The sequence below is a fragment of the Reyranella sp. CPCC 100927 genome, assembly GCF_007859315.1.
GTDB lineage: Bacteria > Pseudomonadota > Alphaproteobacteria > Reyranellales > Reyranellaceae > Vineibacter.
Window position 1 is genome coordinate 1 of sequence record NZ_VOHA01000010.1, and the last position, 20603, is coordinate 20603.

Consider the following 20603-nt stretch of genomic DNA (forward strand, 5'->3'; position numbering starts at 1 on the left):
GAGAAAACTGTTACCCATGTGGTGAGCACAAACTGTTACCCATGTTGCGGCTGAAGACCTTCGGCCACCTCCCCCACTACGTGGGGGAGGGAATTCAGATGTGGCCGGGTATCTTGACGCGGGTGCGGTAGAGGGATGTGCCCGCGGTGATGAACAGGCTTCGCCGGTCGTCACCACCAAAGCAGAAGTTCGCGGCCGGCTGCGGCGCCCGGATGACTCCCAGTGCCGTGGCATCTGGCGCGAAGACGTGGATGCCGCCGGGGCCGCAACAATAGAGATTGCCGGCACTGTCGATCTTCATGCCATCGGGCGCGCCGGGCCCCGTCCCCGTGGTGTTCGCCCACACCCGCCCGTCAGCCAGCGTACCGTCGGCGCGGACATCGAAGACGCGAATGTGCTGCCGGCTGGTGTCGTTGACGAACAGGCGGCTCTCGTCGCGCGAGAAGCAGAGCCCATTGGGCTGCGCGAAATCGTCGGCCAGCAAGGTCACCTTGCCCTCGGCATCGACCCGGTAGACTCCCTGGAACGTCAGTTCGCAAGCGCGCTCGCGGCCGAAATATTTCATGCGGCCATAGGTGGGATCGGTGAAGTAGATCGCACCGTCGCTCTTGGCCACGATGTCGTTGGGGCTGTTCAGAGTCTTGCCGTCGTAGTGGCTGGCGAGAACCGTGATGCTGCCGTCGCTCTCGGTGCGTGTCACCCGGCTGGTGGCATGCTCGCAGGCCAGCAGACGCCCCTGCCGGTCCCAGGCGAGTCCGTTCGACATATTGCTGGGCTGGCGGAACGTCTGCACGCCGTCGGCCTGGCGCCAGCGCCGGATGTGATCGCCCGGGATGTCGCTGAACAGTAGATAAGCGCCGCCGGGGTGCCAGAGCGGTCCCTCGGTGAACAGGAAGCCGCTGCCGATTTCCTCCAGCAGAACATCTTCGCCCACCACGGATGCAAAGCGTGGATCGCGACTCTCGATACTCATATCTGACTCCCTGAACACGCTCACAGCGCCAACAGACGCTGACGCAGGCTGCTGTCCTCCCGCAGTTCCGCGGCCGGCCCGGAATGCCGCACGGCGCCCTTCTCCAGCACGTACACCCGGTCAGCCAGCCGCAGCGAAAAATCGACACCCTGTTCCGCCAGGAGAATCGTCAATCCCTGGCGCTTCAGTTCGTCGACCTGCTCCAGCAGGCGGTCGACGACAATCGGCGCCAGTCCTTCGGACGGCTCGTCCAGCAGCAGCAGTTCCGGATTGCACATCAGCGTACGGCCGATGGTCAGCATCTGCTGCTCGCCGCCCGACAGGAAGCCGGCCTGACGGTCGGCCAGTTCACGAAGCTTGGGAAAGATCTCGTAGACACGCGGTATGGTCCATGCGCCGGTACGTCCCGACGCCTTCTCGGCGACGTCGAGGTTTTCCCACACCGTCAGCTCGGCGAAGACGCGGCGGTCCTCCGGCACGAAGCCGATACCGGCCCGGGCGATCCGATGCGGCGCCCAGCCGGCGATGTCGCGCGTCTTCCACAGAACGCGCCCGGTGCTGGGCCGCGTCAGGCCCATGATCGAGCGCATGGTGGTGGTCTTGCCGACGCCGTTGCGGCCCAGCAGGCAAACGCACTCGCCGCTGGCGACCTCCAGCGATATGCCGAACAGCACGCGCGACAAGCCATAGGCGGTATGGATGTCGTGCAGTTCCAGCAGCGCGCTCATGAGCGCTCTCCCAGATAGACACGACGCACCTCCGGATCGGTGCGAACGTCCTGCGGGCTGCCCTCCGCGATCAACTGCCCCTGGTGCAGCACGGCAATGCGTTCGGCGATCGAGAACACCACGTCCATGTCATGCTCGGTGAACAGCAGGGTCAGACCGCGCTCGCGTGCGATGCGGGCGATCAGCGCGATCGTTTCGTGCGTCTCCACCGCCGACATGCCGGCGGTCGGTTCGTCGAGCAGCAGGATGTCGGGGTCGCTCGCGAGCGCGATGCCCAGCTCGATCTGCTTCTGATTACCGTGCGAGAGTTCACCCGCCAGGCTGTCGGCCTTGTCGGCCAGGCCCAGCGATGCCAGCAACGCTTCCGTCTCGGTTCGGTACAGGCGCTCGGAGCGCTGCCAGAAATTGCGCCCCTGGCCGTGATGGGCCAGCAGGGCCGCCTGCACGCACTCGAAGACGGTCAGGTTGGGAAAGATGTTGGTGCGCTGAAACGAGCGGCCGACCCCACGGCGGCAGATCGCGTGCGGCGGCGCGCCGGTGATGTCCTGACCGGCCAGCAGCACGCGGCCGGCGCTGGGCTCGACATGGCCGGTGATCAGGTTGAACAACGTCGACTTGCCGGCGCCGTTGGGACCGATGATCGCCATGACGACACCCTTGGCCAGGGTGAAGCTCACGCCCGAAATGGCGGCAAAACCGCCGAAGCGCTTGTGCAGGTCCTGAACCTCCAGCATCTCAGCGCCTCCGCAGCCGGCGGGCGAGCGACACGAGCGCACCGACAATCCCGCCGCGGAAGCCGAACAGCAGCACGATCAGGATCGTACCCAGGATCATGGGCCAGTATTGCGTATACGACGTGATTTCCTGGTTCAGCAGCGTCAGCACCATCGCGCCCACCGCCGGCCCCCAGAAATGGCCCATGCCGCCCAGGATGGTCATGATCAGGACTTCGGCCGACTTGGTCCAATAGGCGAAGTCAGGAAAGACGCCGCGATTGAAGATGCCGAACAGGGCACCGGCCAGGCCGGCAAAGAAGCCGGCCGCGGCGAACGCCGACAGCTGGTAGAGCCTCACGTTGATGCCGATGAACTCGGCCCGTTCCGGATTCTCGCGAATCACCGTCAGCATGCGCCCATAGGGCGAGGAGACGATGCGGTGCAACGCCGCCACCGCGACCGCCACCAGCACCAGGACCGCCAGGTAGAAGTGATCGCCGGCGCGCAGGCCACCGAGGCCGGGGATCGACGCCATCCACGCGAGCTCGGGATAGGGCACGTTGGGCAGCCCCTGCTCGCCGCCGGTGACGCCGTTCCACTTGAAGCAGATCGCCCACACGATCTGGGCGAAGGCCAGCGTCAGCATGGCGAAGTAGATCTTTGTCAGGCGTACGCAGAAGAAACCGAAGACCAGCGCGAAGAACGCCGCCGCGAGGCCAGCCGCCGGAAAGCTCAGCAGGAACGGCACGCCGTACGACTTCATCAGGATCGCGCAGACATAGGCGCCGATGCCGAAATAGGCGGCGTGCCCGAACGACACCAGGCCGGTGTAGCCCAGCAGCAGGTTCAGGCTGAGCGCGAACAGCGCCAGGATGGCGATATCCGTGGCGATGAAGGTGTAGAACCGCGACCCCAGCCATGGAATCCACATGGCGATCAGGACCACGACCAGGACCCAGGGAATGCGGCGGCTCATCTCGATAGCGGCTTTCCGAGCAGGCCCCAGGGGCGCACGATCAGGATGATCGCCATCAGGGCAAACACGGCAAAGATCGAGAACCGCGGTACGATGAGGATGCCGAACGCCAGCACCTGCCCGAACACCAGGGCACCCAGGAACGTTCCCCACAGCGATCCCAGGCCGCCGATCACGACGACGATGAAAACCTCGACGATCACCTCGACATCCATGCCCGGCACGATGCTCTTGACCGGCGTCACCAGGGCACCGCCAAGGCCGGCCAGGAAGGCGCCGACGGCAAACATGACGGTGTAGAGCGAGCCCACATTGGCGCCGAGCGCGCCCAGCATCTCGCGGTCCATGACCGCGGCGCGGATCAGGCGGCCGACCCGGGTGCGATGCATCAGCAGCCACAGGCCCAGGGCGATGGCCGGACCCAGCAGCATGATGAACAGATTGTAGTGCGGCACGGTCGTGCCGAAGATTTGCATCGAGCCTGACAGGCTGGGCGGGCGCGACACCGAGAGCTGCCCGGTGCCCCAGATGATCTTGGCGCAGTCGGCCAGGATCAGGACCAGCGCATAGGTGAAGAGGAGTTGATAGAGCTCCTCGCGCTTGTAGAGATGGCGCAGCAGCAGGTACTCGATGGCAACACCCAGCACGGCCACGGCCGATGCCGCCGCCAGGGCCGCGAGCCAGAAGTACTCGGTGCCTGGCCCGACCCAGTTCATGACCTGCCAGGACAGGTAGGCACCGAACATGTAGAATGAGCCGTGGGCGAAGTTCAGCACCCGCAGCACGCCGAAGATCAGCGACAGGCCGGCGGCGATCGTGAACAGAAACATCCCGGCCGTGAGCCCACCCAGGAACTGGCCGAACAGGAATGCAGGCTCCGGCATGGGCCCCCTTCTGCTATCCGCTCTTTGTCAAGATGTGAGGTGCTGTACCCGTCAATCCCCGCGACACGAGGAACGACGGGTGCATCCACGCAGTATCAATCCATGAACGGCGCGGGATCGATGCGCGTGACGTTCTCGATCACCGCGAAGGGATACTTGGCATCCAGCTTGGTGCGGCCCCAGAACTGGCCGTGGTTGGCCTGCTGGTCCTTGGCCCGCATGGTCATCTTGCCCAAAGGCGAATCAATCGTCAGTCCCTTCAGGGCCGCCGAGACCTTGTCTGACTCGACGCTGCCGGCCTTGGCGATCGCCTCGACCAGGAACTGCATCGCGAGGTAACCGGTGACCGGCCACGACGACGGCGTTTCCTCTTTCGTGTATTTCTTCACGCGCTCGATGTAGTCCTTGTGCGCCGCCGGCGCGTCGGGCCAGTCGAAGACGTCATAGCTGTTGGCCCAGATCCCGACCGGATAGTCGGCGCCCAGCGCCCTGGCCGTTTCGATCGAGCCGCCCTCGCCGATGGCGATGAAGTTGTTCTTGATGGCCTGGAAATAGCCCAGCGGCTTGGCCTGTTTGGCGAAGGTCACGAAATGGCCGCCCCACACCGCCGAGAAGACCGCGTCCGGTTTCTTGCCCATCTGGGCGTTGATGAAGGGCGTGTAATCCGCCTCACCCAGCTTGGGCCATTGCTGGTCGACCACCTCGATGCCCGGCTTGATCTTCTTGAGGTGCTCGACAAAGCTCTTGGTCACGTCCTGTCCGAAAGCATAGTCGGGCGCGATCGTCGCGACGCGCGTCACCGGCCATTTCGCCACGATCTCGGCGGCCGTGCGGCCTTCGATCGTCGTGTTGGAGGCCGACCGGAAGACATAGGGATGCAGGTTGGCGGGCGCCGTCAGCTGATCGGTCTTTGGGATCGGCGCGATGAAGACGATCTTGTTCTCCTTGGCGATCGTGGAAACCGCCGGCCCCTCCGCCGAGGTCAACGTGCCGACGATGAACTGCACGTCGTCGCGTAGGATGAGGTCGCGCGCCACGCGGACCGCCTCGTCGGCATTGCCCTTGGTGTCGCGTGGGATCAGCTGGATCTTGCGGCCCAGCACGCCGCCCTTGGCATTCACCTCATCGACATACATCTGGGCGCCCTTGAGCGCCGGCTCGCCGAACAATGCGCCGGCGCCCGACAGGATGATCGGAAACCCGACCTTGATCGTGCCCTGGGCGAAGGCGACCGGCGACCCGGCGATGGCAAGCGAAGACGCAGCAACCAACAGCAGACGGCGATGCATGGCGAGCCTCCCCTGGGGCGGACCACGTGTGGGGTCGCCCACATTTCCGTAACGGAATTTCTTATCGCGGAACCATGATGATCCGGCGCGGGTTCGTCAAGTCAGGCTCTGGCCACCTCCTGATGCCCGAGCGCAGCGAGCTGCTTCACGACGGCATCACAGTCTTCCACCCAGCCAAACTTCATGGCGAAGTTCCGCAGCGTCGCGGCATGCAGATCGGCATCGAATGACGATACGGCATCGGCCACCAGCGTGGTCGGAAAACCGTGGTGGAACGCCTCGCGCGCGGTTTCCTCGACACAGATCTGCGTCACCGTGCCGGTGACCACCAGAGAGCGGATGCCCAGCGCACCGAGTTGGCCGGCAAGGCCCGTGTCATGGAAAGCGCCATAGCCATATTTTTCGATCACGAGATCGCCGGCCGCGGGGCGCAGTTCGTCGATGATCTCGGTGCACTCCAGAAGCCGATCGGTGTCGCCGTAGCGCCTTTGGTGGTCCTTCCAGCACGTCTTCACTGGCGGCCTGCATTGCGGCGACCAGTTCCACAGCAACGTCTCCTCGGTACGGGAGATGAACTTGGTGTAGATCACCGGCCGATGGGCGGCGCGAAACGCCGCAATCAGCCTGCGGTGCGCTGCGATGGTATCGCGCGCAGCCGGCACCTCCAGCGGCGCGCCGACACGAACGAAATCGTTCTGCATATCGACGATGAGCAACGCCGGGTCGCGTGTACGATCGGCGACCGTCAGCGGCCTGCTCCCGCTCTGCATGCGGCGCTCCCGTTATCAGCTGCCACCCGCGGCAGCCCAGCACGATGCAGCTTGTGGCGTCAACCGCCGCCCGTCGTCGGCGCGTCATCGTACAGATGGCAGGCAACCCAGCGCTGACCGTCCAATTGGCGCAGTTTCGGTTCGACCGCGCGGCAGGTCGCGTGCGCCTTGGGACACCGTGGGTGCAGGCGGCAACCGGTCGGCGGGTTCAGGGGGCTTGGGATCTCGCCCTGCAGGAGCGTGCGCTGACGTCGGGCCTCGACAGCGCGATCGGGAATCGGCGCCGCCGAGAGCAATGCCTGGGTATAGGGATGCAATGGCCGGGCGTAGATTTCATCTTTCGGTGCGATCTCGACGATCTGGCCGAGATACATCACCGCCACCCGGTCGCTGAGATGGCGCACGATCGCGAGGTCATGCGCCACGAACAAGTAGGTCAGGCCCAGCGCGCCCCGCAGCCTCTCGAGAAGATTGATGATCTGGGCCTGGATCGACACATCCAGCGCCGACACCGGCTCGTCGCAGACGATGAAATCCGGCTCCGACGCCAGCGCGCGGGCGATACCGATCCGCTGGCGCTGCCCGCCGCTGAACTCGTGCGGATAGCGCGTCATCATGCGCGGGTCGAGACCGACGGTGCGGAACAGATCCGCGACCTTCTCCTGGCTGTCGCCCTCGTCGCTCAGGCCATGCACCAGCATCGGCTCCGCCACCGCCTCGCCGACCGTCATACGCGGATTGAGCGAGCTGTAGGGATCCTGAAAGATCATCTGCATGCGCCGGCGGTGCCGGCGCATTGCCACCTCGGATAAAGTGTCCAGCGCATGACCGTCGAACAGGACAGTTCCCGCCGTTGGCCGGATCAGATGCAGGATGGCCCGGCCCAGGGTCGACTTGCCACAACCGCTCTCGCCGACCAGGCCCAGCGCTTCGCCACGCCGGACCGCAAGATTGACATCGTCCACGGCCCTTACGCTGGCAACCTGCTTGCGCCGCAACAGGCCGGACAAGACCGGGAACTCGACCCGCAGGTTGCGCGCCTCCACCAGCGCGTTGTCGTCGGGCTCAGCCATGGGCCGCCACCCAGCAGGCGACATGATGGGCATCGCCGACGGCGCGCAGTGGTGGTGGCTCGCGGCGGCACTGCGCCGTGGCGAGCGGACAACGCGGATGGAACGGGCAGCCGGCCGGCAGATCCAGCGGGTCCGGCGGCTGTCCCTCGATCGGTGCCAGCGTTTCAGTCGCCGGCTGGTCCAGGCGCGGCACCGAGCGCAGCAATCCGATCGTATAGGGATGAGTCGGCCGCGCGTAGAGCGCGTCGGCGCTCGCCGCCTCGACCACGCGTCCGGCGTAGATCACGTTCACCCGATCGGCATAGCGGGCAACGACACCAAGATTGTGGGTGATCAGCAGGATCGACGTGCCGTGCGTATCGACCTGATGCTTCAGCAGGTCGAGCAACTGCGCCTGCACCGTGACATCGAGCGCCGTCGTCGGCTCGTCGGCGACGATGATGTCCGGCACGCAGGCCATGCCCATGGCCATCATCGCGCGTTGGCGCATGCCGCCGCTGAACTGATGCGGGTAGTCGCCGATCCGGGCCTCGGCATGCGGGATGTTGACGGTACCCAGCAGTGCGATGCTTCGGGCGATCGCCGCCGGGCGCGTCAGCCGCCGATGCAGGCGCAATGGCTCACCGACCTGGTCGCCGATGGTGTGTACCGGGTTGAGGCTGGTCATCGGCTCCTGGAAGATCATGGCAATGCGATTGCCGCGCACGGCGCGGATCTGCGCATCGTCGGCCTTGAGCAGGTCCAACCCGTCGAACAGCACCTCGCCGCCGACGATCCGTCCCGGCGGATCCGGGATCAGGCGCAGCATGGCCAGTGCCGTCGCGCTCTTGCCGCAGCCGCTCTCGCCGACCAATGCCAGAATCTCGCCACGGTGCAGGTCGAACGAGATGCCGTTCACCGCCCTCACCACGCCGTCGCGGGTGCGGTACTCGACCACCAGGTCGCGCACCTGCAGCCGGGCCGTCATGACCGCCCCATGGCGCCGCGCAGCCGCGGATCGAGCGCGTCGCGCAGACCGTCGCCGATGAAATTGAAGGCGATCACTGCCAGCGCGATCAGCAATCCCGGCACAATGGAAAACAGCGGCACGGTCTCGATGTAGGTGAAACCCACCCGCAGTTCCTTGCCCCAGCTCGCGGTCGGCGGTTGCACGCCCAGACCGAGGAACGACACGCCGCTTTCGACCAGGATGGCGAGGCCGATGCTGATGGAGACCGCCACGATGATCGGCGCCAGCGTATTGGGCAGGATGTGCCGCCACATGATGCGCAGCGGCGACATGCCGATCGATCGGGCTGCCTCGACATAGGGCAGTTCGCGCACCAGCAGCACCTGGCCACGGATGATGCGCGCGAAACCCGTCCAACCAAAGAGCGCGAACGACAGGATCACATTGTGGATGCCCGGTCCCAACGCCGCCGACATCGCCAGGATGAAGATCAGCGGCGGGAAGCAGAGAAAAGCATCGGTAATGCGCATGATGATGGCATCGACCAGCCCGCCCCTGGCGCCGGCGATCAGGCCGACGGTGACCCCGACCGCAGCCGACAGAAGCGTGCCGACGATACCGACGAACAGCGAAATGCGCGTACCGTAGATCAGGCGCGACAGCAGGTCCCGCCCGACATTGTCGGTACCCAGCCAATGGGCCGGCGATGGGCCGGACAGCACGTTGTAGAGATCCTGCTCGTAGGGACTGTAGGGCGCCAGCAGTGGCGCCAGCAGCGCCACCAGGCTCAGCAGGGCCACCACGACCAGGCCGACCGACGCCAGCCGGTGCCGGCCCACGGCGAGCACCAGGGACATCAGTGGCGAACGGCCGGCCGCGGGCCGTGCCGGGGTGGCGCCGACCACCTCGCTCATCGGATCCTCACCCGCGGATCGAGGTAGCCATAGAGGATGTCGACCAGCACGTTGACGAGCAGCACGTTCACCGAGACGGCAATCAGGGTCGCCTGGATGACGGGAAAGTCCTTCTGGAAGATGGCATCGACGCTCATGCGTCCCAGGCCCGGCAGGGCGAAGATCACCTCGACGAAGAAGGCGCCGGCCAGCATGCCGCCCCATGACAGGCCGATGATCGTCACGATCGGAATCATGGCCGGCTTGAGCGCATGCCAGATGACGACGCTGCGCTCGCGCAGGCCCTTGGCGCGCGCCGTGCGGATGAAGTCCTGTCCCAGCACCTCCAGCAGGCTGCCGCGCACATAGCGGGCCAGCAGGCCCGCCGAATGGGTACCCAGCACGAAGCTGGGCAGGATCATCGATGTGATATTCAGCAACGGATCTTCGGCGAAGGGCACGTAACCCGACGGCGGCAGGATGGGCAGCAGCACGGCGAACAGATAGATCAGTACGATCGCTTCCCAGTAGCTGGGAAGCGACACGCCCAGCAGCGCGCCCGCCGTCAGCACCACATCGGTACCGGAGTTGCGCTTCAGGGCGCCGATCAGGCCGACCGGCAACCCGATCGCCAGCGACCACAGGGTGGCGCCGGCGAACAACTCGAGCGTCACCGGCAAGCGGCTCAGGAACATGTTCAGCACCGGCTCGCCGGTGCCCAGCGACGTGCCCCAGTCGCCGGTGACGAAGCGCTCCAGCCAGGTCAGGAACTGCAGGGGCAGCGGCTCGTCCAGGCCGTACGTGGCACGCACCGTCTTCACGACACTGGCGTCGGACATGTCGACGCTGCCGGCCATGGCGGCCATGATCGCATCACCCGGGATCAGGCGGGCGATCACGAACACCAGGACGGTCACGACAGCGAGAACGATCGCCGCGTGACAAAGCCTGACGATGATGTAGCGGCCCATCGTTCAGCCGCCGGCGCGAACGACGATGCGGGCCGGCATCAGGGCCGACCGTCCTTGAACCACAGCGGATGTGACCAGAAGTGCACTTCCTTGTATTTCGTCATCCGCTCCTGGTTCCAGCCTTTGATCGATTTGCGATGGGCGGTCACGACCTCCTCCCACCACAACCAGGCATCCTGGTAGTCGTCGTAGAGCGCTTTCTCGATATCCCAGTAGAGCTGCTGACGCTTCTTGTGGTCGACCTCGCGGCGCGCCGCTTCGATCAGCGCCACGATCGCCTTGTTGTCGCTGCGACCGAAATTGAAACCGCCGTCGGGATGATAGAGGCCGGTCGCCGCCAGGTCGGGATCGTAGATGAACTGCCAGCCGCCCTCGCCCAGATCGTAGTCGCGTTCCTTCAGGCGAGCCGCGATGGCCACCGGCGCCAGCAGGTCGACCTGCCACGTCACCCCGACCTTGGCCAGCATGTTCTTGATGGCCTCCGCAATGGTCTGCCCCATCGTGGTGGCGTTGTAGTAGCCCCGGATCGTCAGTCCATTGGCGAAGCCCGCTTCCGCCAACAGCTGCTTGGCCTTGGCCGGGTCGTAGGGAACCGGGTTCAGGGCCGGATTGTGGGCCCAGTGATCCTCCGGGTAGAGGGCACTGGCGATACGGCCCAGCCCGAACTGTGTGCCCGCGATCAGCGCCTTGCGATCGATCGCAAGGCTGATCGCCTGACGCACGCGCGCGTCGCGAAACACGCCTTTCGTCGTATTGAACCGCAGCGCCACGACATGATTGATCGGCTGGCGATAGACGACAAGGTTGGGATCGTTCTTGACCACCGCATACTGCGACTTGTCGAGCGTCAGAATGTCGAGCTTGCCGGCCCGCAGATTGGCCAGCCGCACTGCCGGATCAGGGATGACGCTGACGTGGATGCCGTCGAAATACGGCATGTCAGGCCGCCCCGAAGCCTTGGCGAACCACCAGTTCGGGTTGCGCTTGAGCTTCAGGAAGTTGCCGGGACTGGCCTCCTCCAGCATGAACGCGCCGGTCCCCTTGGGCTGGCTGTCGTACGCATCGGCATCCTCGCGCAGCGCCTTCGCCGAGAGCGCGTAGCCCGGCACGTTGGCGACGATGCCGGCGAAACCCGGCCACGGATGCTTGAACTTCCAGCGCAATGTCAGGTCGTCCACGACCTCCACCGACTCCAGCGGCGCCAGCCAGCCGGCACTCCAGGCGGCGCTCTTGGGGTTGCGGATCCAATCGATCTGGAACTTCAGCGCTGAGGCATCGAAGCGCGAGCCGTCATGAAAGGTCACGCCATCGCGCAGTTTCATGATGACCGTCGTCGGATCGTCCTGGGTCAGCGACTGCGCCAGCCATGGCACGGTCGGGTTGTAGCTGCCGTCGGTGACCACGAGCTTGTCATGGACGTAGCCCATCGACACCCAATCCAGCACCGGCCAGTGGTTGGGATTCATCTTGCCGATGTATTGCGGCGCGGCCAGACGCAGATAGCCGCCCCGGACAGGCTTGTCCGCACCATCCCAGATCGCCCATGCCTGATCGAGAATCGACGGATCACCAGCCTGCGCCTGCACGGCCGGCGATGCCACGCCGATGGAAAGCGCCACCCCGCACGCGCCGAGCACGCGTTTGCAGTTGCCCGTCATATTTTTCCTCCCGTGGATCACGCCAGCGCCACCCACTCTTTCCACGACCATACCCAATCTTCTAACAATGGGCAAATCCGACGACTGACGATGATTCTATGAATCTATATAAGTTATCATGGTATGCATTTTATATCGAATTTATCTATATATTTTGTATTTTTAGAAAATTAGGTTTCCTACATGACCTCGGCTGTGTATCTTGAATGTCGCTGATCTGTTTCAGACCAAAAACTCAAAATCACCCATGACGCACCTGCCCGACGGCACCATGTCGCTGGCTGCATGCTTCCGGCGCTGGTCGAACGAGCGGCCGACCGCAAGCGCCGTCACATGCGGATCCGACACACTCTCGTGGCTGGCGCTGGAACGCCGCACCAATCGCGTTGCCCGCGCCCTGCAAGCCCATGGCGTGCGCCACGGCACCTTCGTCACCATCGCCCTGCCGAACGGCATTGATTTCATCGTCGCGACGATGGCGGCCTGGAAGCTCGGCGCGGTGCCGCAGCCGGTGTCGGCCCGCCTGCCCAAGGCGGAACTCGATGCGATCGTGGCGCTGGCCAGACCGGCTGCGATCTTTGCCGAGGCATCGCTCGACATCGACCATCCCGTGGTCGATGTCGCGACACTGCTGGCAAACTGCGCCGACGACAGCCCGTTGCCGGAGCGTATCTCGCCGTCGTGGAAAGCGCCGACGTCGGGCGGCAGCACGGGCCGCCCGAAGCTGATCGTCTCGGGGCAACCCGGCGTGGTCGACGCTTTCGGCATCGCGCTGTGGCGGCTGGAGCCCGATGGCGTGAACCTGATGCCCGGGCCGCTCTACCACAACGGGCCTTTCGCCTCGGCCATGGCCGGGCTGATGGCGGGCGGTCACCTGGTGCTGATGCCGAAGTTCGATGCCTTGCAGACGCTGGAGCTGGTCGAGCGGCACCGAGCCACGTGGCTGTACCTGGTCCCCACCATGATGAACCGGATCTGGCGGCTGGACGATGCGGTCCGCGACCGCTTCGATCTGTCGTCGCTGCGCACGGTCTGGCACCTGGCGGCGCCCTGCCCGCCGTGGCTCAAGCAGGCCTGGATCGACTGGCTGGGCGGCGGGCGCATCTGGGAGCTGTACGGCGGCACCGAGTCGCAAGCGGCAACGACGATCGATGGACTCGCGTGGCAGCAGCACAGGGGATCGGTGGGCCGCGCCGCCTACGGCGAGCTCTGTGTGCTCGACGATCAGGGCCATCCCGTCCCCAACGGCGAGACCGGCGAGATCTACCTGCGCCGCACGGCGGGAACACCGCCCTCCTATCGCTATGTCGGCGCCGAGGCCCGCGCGTGCGGCGACTGGGAGTCGCTGGGCGACTATGGCTGGATGGACGCCGAGGGGTATCTCTACATCACCGATCGCAGCACCGACATGATCCTGGTCGGTGGCGCCAACGTCTATCCGGCGGAAGTCGAAGCGGCACTGGAATCGTACCCGTCGGTCATTTCCAGCGCCGTGATCGGCCTCCCCGACGAGGATCTCGGCGCCCGCATCCACGCCATCGTCCAGGCGCGACCGGGACTGGATCGCGCGGCGCTGCACGCCCATCTCGCGACGCGGCTGGCCTACCACAAGCGGCCGCGCAGCATCGAGATCGTCGACACGCCCCTGCGTGACGATGCGGGCAAGAGCCGCCGCTCACGGCTGCGGCAGGACCGCATCGCCGCACCAATGCGAGGTGTTGAATGAACAAGCCTGTCATCATCTGGAGCGAGGGATCGCGCCTGGCGGCGGATCTCTTCCTGCCCGACGAACCGCACGGCCGGCGCTTGCCGGCCATCCTGCTGTGCCACGGCTGGGGTGGGCTCAAGTCACATCTGGCGGTCTACGCGCGCCGCTTCGCTCGGCACGGCTTCGCCTGCCTGGTGTTCGACTATCGCGGCTGGGGCGAATCGGATGGCCGCATCGTCGCGCCGGCAACCGGCCCGATGCTGACGACGGCCGGCACGCACACCCTCGACGTCCGCGTCGTGCGCGAGATCGTCGATCCGATCGATCAGCTGCTCGACATCCGCAATGCCTTCGAGTTCCTGGCCGGCGAAGACGTCGTCGATACCGCTCGCATGGCCATCTGGGGCACCAGCTACGGCGGCGGCCATGCCGTCCATTTCACCAGCATCGAAGATCGCGTGCGCTGTGTCGTGGCCCAGATCGGCGGCTATGATCATCCGCAGGGCGACGACTTCAAACAGCTGGCCCGAAGCCGGGCGCAGAAAAAGGCGCGCGGCGAGTTCGATCCTGCCCTGCCGCAGGGCGTCGACACCGTGCCCGGGCTGAAGGGCACACCCGACGTGGCCAAGATGCTGGGCCATCGCGCCGTGCGGGCGGCAGCCAACGTGCGGGTGCCGTCGCTGATCATCGATGCCGAGCACGAGGAACTTGTCGACCGCAGCCAGCACGGCCGGCTGGTCTACGAGACGATCCGGCAAAACGCGCCAGCGGACTACATCACCTATCCCTGCACGCACTATGGCGTCTACGACGCCTACTATGAACCATCGTCGCAGGCCGCCGTCGCATGGTTCCACAAGCACCTCGTGGCCGACGGGAGGCAGTCGTGAGAGACCTGAAGGAGCGCGTCGCCGTCATCACCGGTGGCGCCAGCGGTATCGGCCTGGCGCTGGCCGAGCGCCTGGGCCGCGAAGGCATGCACCTGGTGCTGGCCGACATCGAGCAGCAGGCCTTGGATTCCGCCTGCGGCCGGCTGACCGCCGCCGGGCATCGCGTCATCGGCGTGCGCACCGACGTCGCGCGCTGGGACGACATGCAGGCGCTCGCAGCCAAGGTGCACGACACGTTCGGCCAGGCACACGTGGTTTGCAACAACGCCGGCGTCTCGATCCTCGGCCCGACATGGGACCTGGCGATCGACGACTGGCGCTGGGTCCTGGACGTCAACCTGTGGGGCGTGATCCACGGCATCAAGGCCTTCCTGCCGTCGATGCGCGCCAGCGGCCAGCCGGGCCATATCGTCAATATCGCGTCGCTGGCAGCGATGTTCCCGATCGGCACGCACGCCCCCTACTGCGCCTCCAAGGCGGCTGTGGCCTCGATCTCGGAGGCGCTGCACAGCGAACTGCGGGCGGAGAACGCGCCGATCGGCGTGTCGGCGGTCTGCCCCGGCATGGTCGATACCCGGATCCACCTCTCGTGGCGCAACCGTCCCCAGGATGACCGCCCGTGGAGCGACCGCGAGCAGATGACGGCCTGGCGCGACGCCGCGAGCGAGGTTCAGGAAGCCGGCATCCGGCCCGAGGCCGTCGCCGACCTCATCCTGGCGGCGATCCGGGACGATCGCTTCTGGGTTCTCACCCACCCGGCTGCCAATCCCGGCATCGTCGAACGGGCGCGGATGCTGGTCGACGGCCAGCCGCCGCGCGTCTGGATGGCCGATCAGGCCTTCCGCTCCTAAGCCTGCGCGGCGTTGCGGAACCGTGATATGGTCGGCCGCAGTCCGACTTTGCGATGACAAATGCCACGGCAATCAAGACCTCTTTCGGCCTCGCTCCCCTCACCCGTGAAAGCGCATCGCCAGACGAGCAAGTACGCCGCCAAGCGTGACGCGATCGTCGAAGCGGCAGTCCGCCTGTTCAACCAGCGGGGCCTCAAGGGCGTGAGCCTCGCCGAAGTGGCGCACAGCGTCGGGCTCGTCACCAACAGCGTCACCTACTATTTCAAGAAGAAGGAGGACCTCGCCGCCGCCTGCTATCTGCGTGCGATCGAGGCCGTCGAAGCGTTGTTCATCGCCGCCTCCCGGGAAGCGACGCCGGCGGCACGGCTGCAACGCTGCGTCACGCTCTATTTCAACCTGCTGAAGGATATCGAGTCGGGGCAGCGCCCGCCGCTGGTGGTTTTCGATGACATCCGGGCACTGTCCGATTCCGGTACACAGATGGTGTTCGACGCCTACACCAACATGTTCCGCCGGGCACGGCCCCTGCTGCAGACAGACGAGCGGACGCCGATCGAGCGGCGCGCGGCGAACGCCCGCACGCATCTGTTCCTGTCGCTGATCTTCTGGGTGCCGGCGTGGATCTACCGCTACGAGACCGAGGACTACGACCGGGTCGCGGCGCGGATCAACGACATCCTGGCCCGCGGCCTGCCGGCATCGCATGCGCCGTGGCCCGCTCTCTCGGTGCCGCTGGCCGCGCCCGCCGCCAGCACCACCGAGATCTCGCGCGAAGCCTTCCTGCGCGCCGCCACCGATCTCATCAACGAGCAGGGCTATCGCGGCGCCTCGGTCGAGATGATCTCCGCCCGGCTGAACGTCACCAAGGGCTCCTTCTACCATCACAACGAAAACAAGGACGACCTGGTCGTCGAGTGCTTCGAACGTACGTTCGCGGTGATCCGGCAGGCACAGAATGCCGCCGCGGCCGTCGGCAACAGCGGCTGGGCTCGGCTCTGCGCGGCGGTGAGTACGCTGATCCAGCACCAGATGTCGGCGGACGGTCCCCTGTTGCGCACCAGCGCCCTGCACGCGGTGCCGGAGCCGACCCGCATCCAGATGGTCATCCGCATGAACCGGCTGTCGGATCGCTTCGCCAGTTTCATCGTCGACGGCATCGCCGACGGCTCGATCCGGCCGGTCGACCCCTTCATCGCCGGCCAGTTGGTCAACCCGATGATCAACGGCGCCGCCGAACTGCACCGATGGGTCCCCGGCATCACCGCCGACGCCGTGACGGATCTCTACGTGCGGCCCCTGCTCGAAGGCCTCGCTGCACCGACGCGCTAATGTGCCGCCGATCTAGGCAATGATGTCGACCATGGTGGGGTTGCGGCGGCCGAACGTGTCGTTGAGGCCCCACCAGCGCCGCGCCACCGTGGCATAGAGGTCGCGGAAATCGACGCTGTGCTTGAGGTCGCCGTCCTGGAGGTCGGCCAGCGACGGATAGGCGCCGTGCAGGCCGCCCTTCACGAGGCCGCCCATCATGAAGTGCGGGGCTGCCGTGCCGTGGTCGGTGCCGGCGCTGGCATTGGGTTTCACCCGCCGGCCAAACTCGGAATAGGTCATCACCAGCACGTCCTTCCACAAGCCGGCGGCGATGAGGTTGCGGCGGAACATCGCCAGCCCCTCGCCGAGCTGCGTCAGCAATCGCTCGTGCGTCTCGAGCTGGCGCGCGTGCGTATCGAAGCCGCCCAGCGCCACCTTGATCGCGACCACCGGCACCTTCGCCAGCAGGATGCGCGTGGCCAGCGCCAGCTGGTGGCTGAACGGATCGGTCGCGAACGCATGCGCCGGTGCCGGCGCGCCGCGCATGCGCTCGGCCAGACCCAGTGATGCGGCGTGGATCTCGCCGCGGACTTTCATGACATGGGCCAGCGCCGGATTGGCGGCCGCCGGCGCCCCGCCGTCGCGCATGGCGCGCGCCTGCTGGATGAAGCTCTCGGCATCCTGCATCACGATCGTGCGCAGATCGCCGCCCGTTGCCGGCAGCGCGTTGGTGTCGACGACGACGGCATCGATGGCACGTCCCGCCGGCCGAGACGCGCCGTTGAAGGCTTGCGCCAACCAGCCCTCGCTCAAGGTCTGGCTGGCGGCCGACGCCGTGTCCCAGATCTCGATCGAGCGGAAATGGGAGCGGTTGGGATAGGGATAACCGACGCCCTGGACGACGGCGAGATCGCGCTCCTTCCAGCCCTCCATCAGTCCCTTCAGTGCCGGATGCAGACCGACTCGCTGGTCGAGCGGCACCACGCGATCGCGCGCGATCGCCAGCGGTCCACGCAGCTTGGCGTACAGCGGATCGGCAAAGGGGATGACGGTGTTGAGGCCGTCATTGGCGCCTTTCAGTTCGACCAGCACCAGGATGCGATCCCACCGCGGCGAACCGGGCTCGGCGGTGCGCTGCGCCGCCTTGGCGGCCGACGTTCCGCCTTGGGCGAGCGCCTGTGGAGTCGCCAGGGCGACGGCCAGTCCGGCCGACACCTGCAGGAAGTCGCGACGCAACATGGCGAGCCTCGTTGCTTATTTGAGTTGGTAGCCGGGATCGAGCAGCAGGCGGGCGACCACATCACCCGCCGCCATGCCCGTCTCCAGCGGCAACTGCGGCGGCACCGGCAGCAGCGCCCGCTGCAGCGTCTCGGCATCGAGCCCGGCCAGTGTCGGCCCCAGCCGCGCGCTGCTGCCGGCGCTGCGCAGGCTGCGGCCTTCGACCGGCGTCTGCTCCGGTTCCATCATGACTTCCTCGCGACCGCCCGTCTGTTCGCGGCGATCGGTGCGACGTCCGGGCTTGGCCGGCGCCATGGTCATCGGGCCGCCCATCGGTGCCACCGTGGTCGCCTCCACGATTCGACGCAGGATCTGCTGGCGCATCAGCAGCGTGTTGGTGGTGATCCAGGCCTCGCCGCCGGGCCAGCCCTTGACGTTGGGCGGGTCGAACGGCACCTGGCCGATCGACTGCAGCGCCCGCACCAGTCGCGTCTTTTCCGGTACCGGCAACCCCAGCAGGCGGACGGTACCGACCACCAGTTCGATCGGCGACTTGATCAGCCCGCCGCGATTGGCCTGGTCGCGAAACGCCGGCGTCAGGAACAAGGCGCGCAGCAGCGGTTTCATCTCGTAGCGCGCCTCGCGGAAGACCGCCGCCAGCCGCTTGATCTCGCCCTCGTCCGGCTTCAGCGACACGAACTCGCGCCACAGCTTGCCCGTGATCCATTCGGCGACTCCCGGTTTCTCCAGGATCATCGACAGGATGTCATCGCCGGTGAACGTGCCGGTGCGGCCGAAGAAGGTCTTCTCACCCTTGTCGTGCAGCGCCGGGTGAACCTGAAAAGCACCGGTCTCGCGATCGATGCCCCAGCCGGTGAAGGCGCGCGCCGCGGCCTTGATGTCGGCTTCGCTGTAGTGGCCCTCGCCCAGGGTGAACAGCTCCAGCAGTTCGCGCGCGAAGTTCTCGTTGGGCTGGCCGGCCTTGTTCTGTGCGCCGTCGAGATAGAGCAGCATCGCCGGATCCTTCGCCACGGCGCGCAGCAGGGTGGCGAAATTACCCAGCGCATGGCGGCGGAACAGCAGGTTCTGGCGGTAGACGGCGGGCGTGAAGGTCACCTTCTGCAGGCTGGAGGTGAAGTGGTTGTGCCAGAACAGCACCATGCGCTCGACGAAAGGCTGGTCGGTGACCAGCATCTCCTCGACCCACCAGTTGCGCAGTTCGCGCGCCCGCTCCTGCCTGGGGTTGGCATTGGCCAGGGGCTTCGCCGGCACGCCGCCACCCGGCGCGGCGGCAGGCGCCGGATCCGACGCCGCCTTCGGCTTGCCTTTCTCGGCACGCTGTTCACGGAAGCGCTCGATTTCCTCGCGCGCCTGGGGCGGGGTCAGGTTGATCCATCCCGGCGGCGCGGTCAGCGCCTCTGGGCGCCACTTGCCCAGCAGGCGCTCGACGGCGGCCGTATAATCCAAGCCCTGCACGTCGGCGATGTCCGCCGGTGTCGGGCCGAAGCCGGTACGCGACAGCAGATGGCGTGCCTCGTCGGCGCCCATGGCCATTGCCGAGGCGGGCCTGAACACGGCCGGCACGACCGCGCCGACGCCGGCAAGAGCGATGGTCCGCCCGACGCCCGACAGCAGCGATCGGCGACCCAGCGATGGGGATGCGACACCACGCATGCTCATCCTCCCCACAAAAGGCGCGGACTATTTCGGCTGCCGCTCGTCCGGCGGCGGCCGGCGCATGCCGTGACGGCGGCCGGGGCCCAACGCCTTGGCGGCCATCACTTCGCGGAACTTCGCCCGCTGCTCGGGCCGCAGCGTCGCGGCGATCTGCTCGGCGGCACGGATACCGTCCCGCTGCATGTCGACCCGCAGCGCGGCCGAGCGTTCCAGCAGCGGATCGATGGCAGCGAAGTCAGGCTGCTCCTTCCTGAGCTCGGCCGCCAGCTTCTCCCGCACCTGCATCAGCTCGCGCACCCGATCGGCATTGCGCTGGCGCATCGCCCGGAAGGCTTCACGGAACGTGCGCTGCTGGGCGTCGTCCAGCCGCAGTTCCTCGGCCCACTTGGCATCGACCCGCTGCTGCCACGGCGCATGGCCTGGCGCCCACGGTGGCCCGTAGTGCTTGGCATAGACGAAACCGCCGATGAAGAAGACGTTCAGGACCAACGACAGGCCGAACAGGATCCAGGCCAGGTTCCGGCGGATCATGGTTGGCTCCCCTGCTCGACCAGGAAGCCCAGGTCGGTACCGGCCAGCGGCGCCGTTACGAAGTCGGTGATCTCGGCGCCATCATTGGCAAAGGCTTCCTGGAAGCCGCCGCCCAGCGAAAAGCCCGTGATACAGACCAGCAGGAAAGCACCGGTGACGACCGCGACCTCGATCGGCCGCCGCCAGCCGGCCAGCCACGCCCACAGCCCGCCCGCGGCCCGCGGCAAGCGCTCCACCTCGAACCCGACCAGCGCTTGCGCTCGCGCGACCAGGCGCTCGGACGCCGGCGGCGTCGCCTCGCGCAAGGCGCTGGCAGCGTCCAGCGCCCGGTTCAGCATCGCGGGATCGGCTGCGAGCCGAGCCTCGACCCGCGCCGCCGCGTCAGGCGACAGCCGGCCGTCCAGCCAGGCTGCCAGATCCTGCTCGGTGATGGCCGCCACGCGTGCGGGGTCGTTCGCCGGGGTGCCGGTCTTCAACCGCGCCCACAGCGCTCCATCTGCCTCGGTTCCTACGGGATCCTTGTCGCTCATGATCCCCTCC

20 protein-coding genes are annotated in these 20603 nt (G+C 66.4%); 4 read left to right on the plus strand and 16 right to left on the minus strand.

Annotation, left to right across the window (positions count from 1 at the left end):
- Positions 1-94 precede the first annotated feature (94 nt).
- From FQU96_RS24165 to FQU96_RS24220, 12 genes are all read right to left on the minus strand, one after another.
- The gene (locus tag FQU96_RS24165) at positions 95-973 is read right to left on the minus strand and encodes an SMP-30/gluconolactonase/LRE family protein (protein ID WP_146543925.1); all 879 of its coding nucleotides are present in this window, start codon (positions 971-973) and stop codon (positions 95-97) included.
- Between the two features lie 20 nt (positions 974-993).
- Positions 994-1701, minus strand: coding sequence for an ABC transporter ATP-binding protein (locus FQU96_RS24170; RefSeq protein ID WP_146543926.1), 708 nt, complete (start codon positions 1699-1701; stop codon positions 994-996).
- Positions 1698-2435: an ABC transporter ATP-binding protein gene (locus tag FQU96_RS24175; protein ID WP_146543927.1), complete on the minus strand. Its 738-nt coding sequence runs from the start codon at positions 2433-2435 to the stop codon at positions 1698-1700. The genes FQU96_RS24170 and FQU96_RS24175 overlap by 4 nt, the downstream gene beginning before the upstream one ends.
- Position 2436: 1 nt before the next feature.
- Positions 2437-3393, minus strand: coding sequence for a branched-chain amino acid ABC transporter permease (locus FQU96_RS24180; protein ID WP_146543928.1), 957 nt, complete (start codon positions 3391-3393; stop codon positions 2437-2439).
- Entirely contained in the window at positions 3390-4277 is an 888-nt protein-coding gene (locus FQU96_RS24185) for a branched-chain amino acid ABC transporter permease (protein ID WP_146543929.1), read from the minus strand. The genes FQU96_RS24180 and FQU96_RS24185 overlap by 4 nt, the downstream gene beginning before the upstream one ends.
- Positions 4278-4372: 95 nt before the next feature.
- Positions 4373-5566: an ABC transporter substrate-binding protein gene (locus FQU96_RS24190; RefSeq protein ID WP_146543930.1), complete on the minus strand. Its 1194-nt coding sequence runs from the start codon at positions 5564-5566 to the stop codon at positions 4373-4375.
- Between the two features lie 101 nt (positions 5567-5667).
- Positions 5668-6336, minus strand: a complete 669-nt coding sequence (locus FQU96_RS24195; protein WP_146543931.1) for a cysteine hydrolase family protein — start codon at positions 6334-6336, stop codon at positions 5668-5670.
- Between the two features lie 59 nt (positions 6337-6395).
- Positions 6396-7409: an ABC transporter ATP-binding protein gene (locus FQU96_RS24200; RefSeq protein ID WP_146543932.1), complete on the minus strand. Its 1014-nt coding sequence runs from the start codon at positions 7407-7409 to the stop codon at positions 6396-6398.
- Positions 7402-8376 (minus strand): ABC transporter ATP-binding protein, encoded by a 975-nt coding sequence (locus FQU96_RS24205; RefSeq protein ID WP_146543933.1) that lies wholly within the window; start codon positions 8374-8376, stop codon positions 7402-7404. The genes FQU96_RS24200 and FQU96_RS24205 overlap by 8 nt, the downstream gene beginning before the upstream one ends.
- The gene (locus FQU96_RS24210) at positions 8373-9272 is read right to left on the minus strand and encodes an ABC transporter permease (protein WP_146543934.1); all 900 of its coding nucleotides are present in this window, start codon (positions 9270-9272) and stop codon (positions 8373-8375) included. The genes FQU96_RS24205 and FQU96_RS24210 overlap by 4 nt, the downstream gene beginning before the upstream one ends.
- Positions 9269-10222: an ABC transporter permease gene (locus FQU96_RS24215; protein WP_146543935.1), complete on the minus strand. Its 954-nt coding sequence runs from the start codon at positions 10220-10222 to the stop codon at positions 9269-9271. Before FQU96_RS24215 ends, FQU96_RS24210 begins: the two co-directional genes overlap by 4 nt.
- A 38-nt stretch (positions 10223-10260) precedes the next feature.
- On the minus strand, positions 10261-11880 hold the full coding sequence (locus FQU96_RS24220; RefSeq protein ID WP_178130678.1) for an ABC transporter substrate-binding protein: 1620 nt from the start codon (positions 11878-11880) through the stop codon (positions 10261-10263).
- A 247-nt stretch (positions 11881-12127) separates the two neighbouring features.
- Between FQU96_RS24220 and FQU96_RS24225 the strand changes: the two genes are divergently transcribed.
- The 4 genes from FQU96_RS24225 (at position 12128) to FQU96_RS24240 (ending at position 16658) form a co-directional block, all read left to right on the plus strand.
- Positions 12128-13606 carry an AMP-binding protein gene (locus FQU96_RS24225; protein WP_255468485.1) on the plus strand — a complete coding sequence of 493 codons (1479 nt, stop codon included), beginning with the start codon at positions 12128-12130 and terminating at the stop codon, positions 13604-13606.
- On the plus strand, positions 13603-14478 hold the full coding sequence (locus FQU96_RS24230; RefSeq protein WP_146543937.1) for an alpha/beta hydrolase: 876 nt from the start codon (positions 13603-13605) through the stop codon (positions 14476-14478). The genes FQU96_RS24225 and FQU96_RS24230 overlap by 4 nt, the downstream gene beginning before the upstream one ends.
- Entirely contained in the window at positions 14475-15329 is an 855-nt protein-coding gene (locus FQU96_RS24235) for an SDR family NAD(P)-dependent oxidoreductase (RefSeq protein WP_178130679.1), read from the plus strand. Before FQU96_RS24230 ends, FQU96_RS24235 begins: the two co-directional genes overlap by 4 nt.
- Before the next feature lie 105 nt (positions 15330-15434).
- Complete coding sequence (locus tag FQU96_RS24240; protein ID WP_255468486.1) at positions 15435-16658, plus strand: TetR/AcrR family transcriptional regulator; 1224 nt, start codon at positions 15435-15437, stop codon at positions 16656-16658.
- Positions 16659-16670: 12 nt separating this feature from the next.
- Here FQU96_RS24240 and FQU96_RS24245 read toward each other — a convergent pair whose 3' ends face one another.
- The 4 genes from FQU96_RS24245 to FQU96_RS24260 are packed head-to-tail and all read right to left on the minus strand — an operon-like array spanning position 16671 to position 20593.
- On the minus strand, positions 16671-17876 hold the full coding sequence (locus FQU96_RS24245; RefSeq protein WP_146543940.1) for a DUF1501 domain-containing protein: 1206 nt from the start codon (positions 17874-17876) through the stop codon (positions 16671-16673).
- A 15-nt stretch (positions 17877-17891) separates the two neighbouring features.
- Positions 17892-19529 (minus strand): DUF1800 family protein, encoded by a 1638-nt coding sequence (locus tag FQU96_RS24250; protein ID WP_178130680.1) that lies wholly within the window; start codon positions 19527-19529, stop codon positions 17892-17894.
- 27 nt (positions 19530-19556) lie between these two features.
- Positions 19557-20063, minus strand: a complete 507-nt coding sequence (locus tag FQU96_RS24255; protein WP_146543942.1) for a Spy/CpxP family protein refolding chaperone — start codon at positions 20061-20063, stop codon at positions 19557-19559.
- On the minus strand, positions 20060-20593 hold the full coding sequence (locus FQU96_RS24260) for an anti-sigma factor (RefSeq protein ID WP_146543943.1): 534 nt from the start codon (positions 20591-20593) through the stop codon (positions 20060-20062). The genes FQU96_RS24255 and FQU96_RS24260 overlap by 4 nt, the downstream gene beginning before the upstream one ends.
- Positions 20594-20603 lie beyond the last annotated feature (10 nt).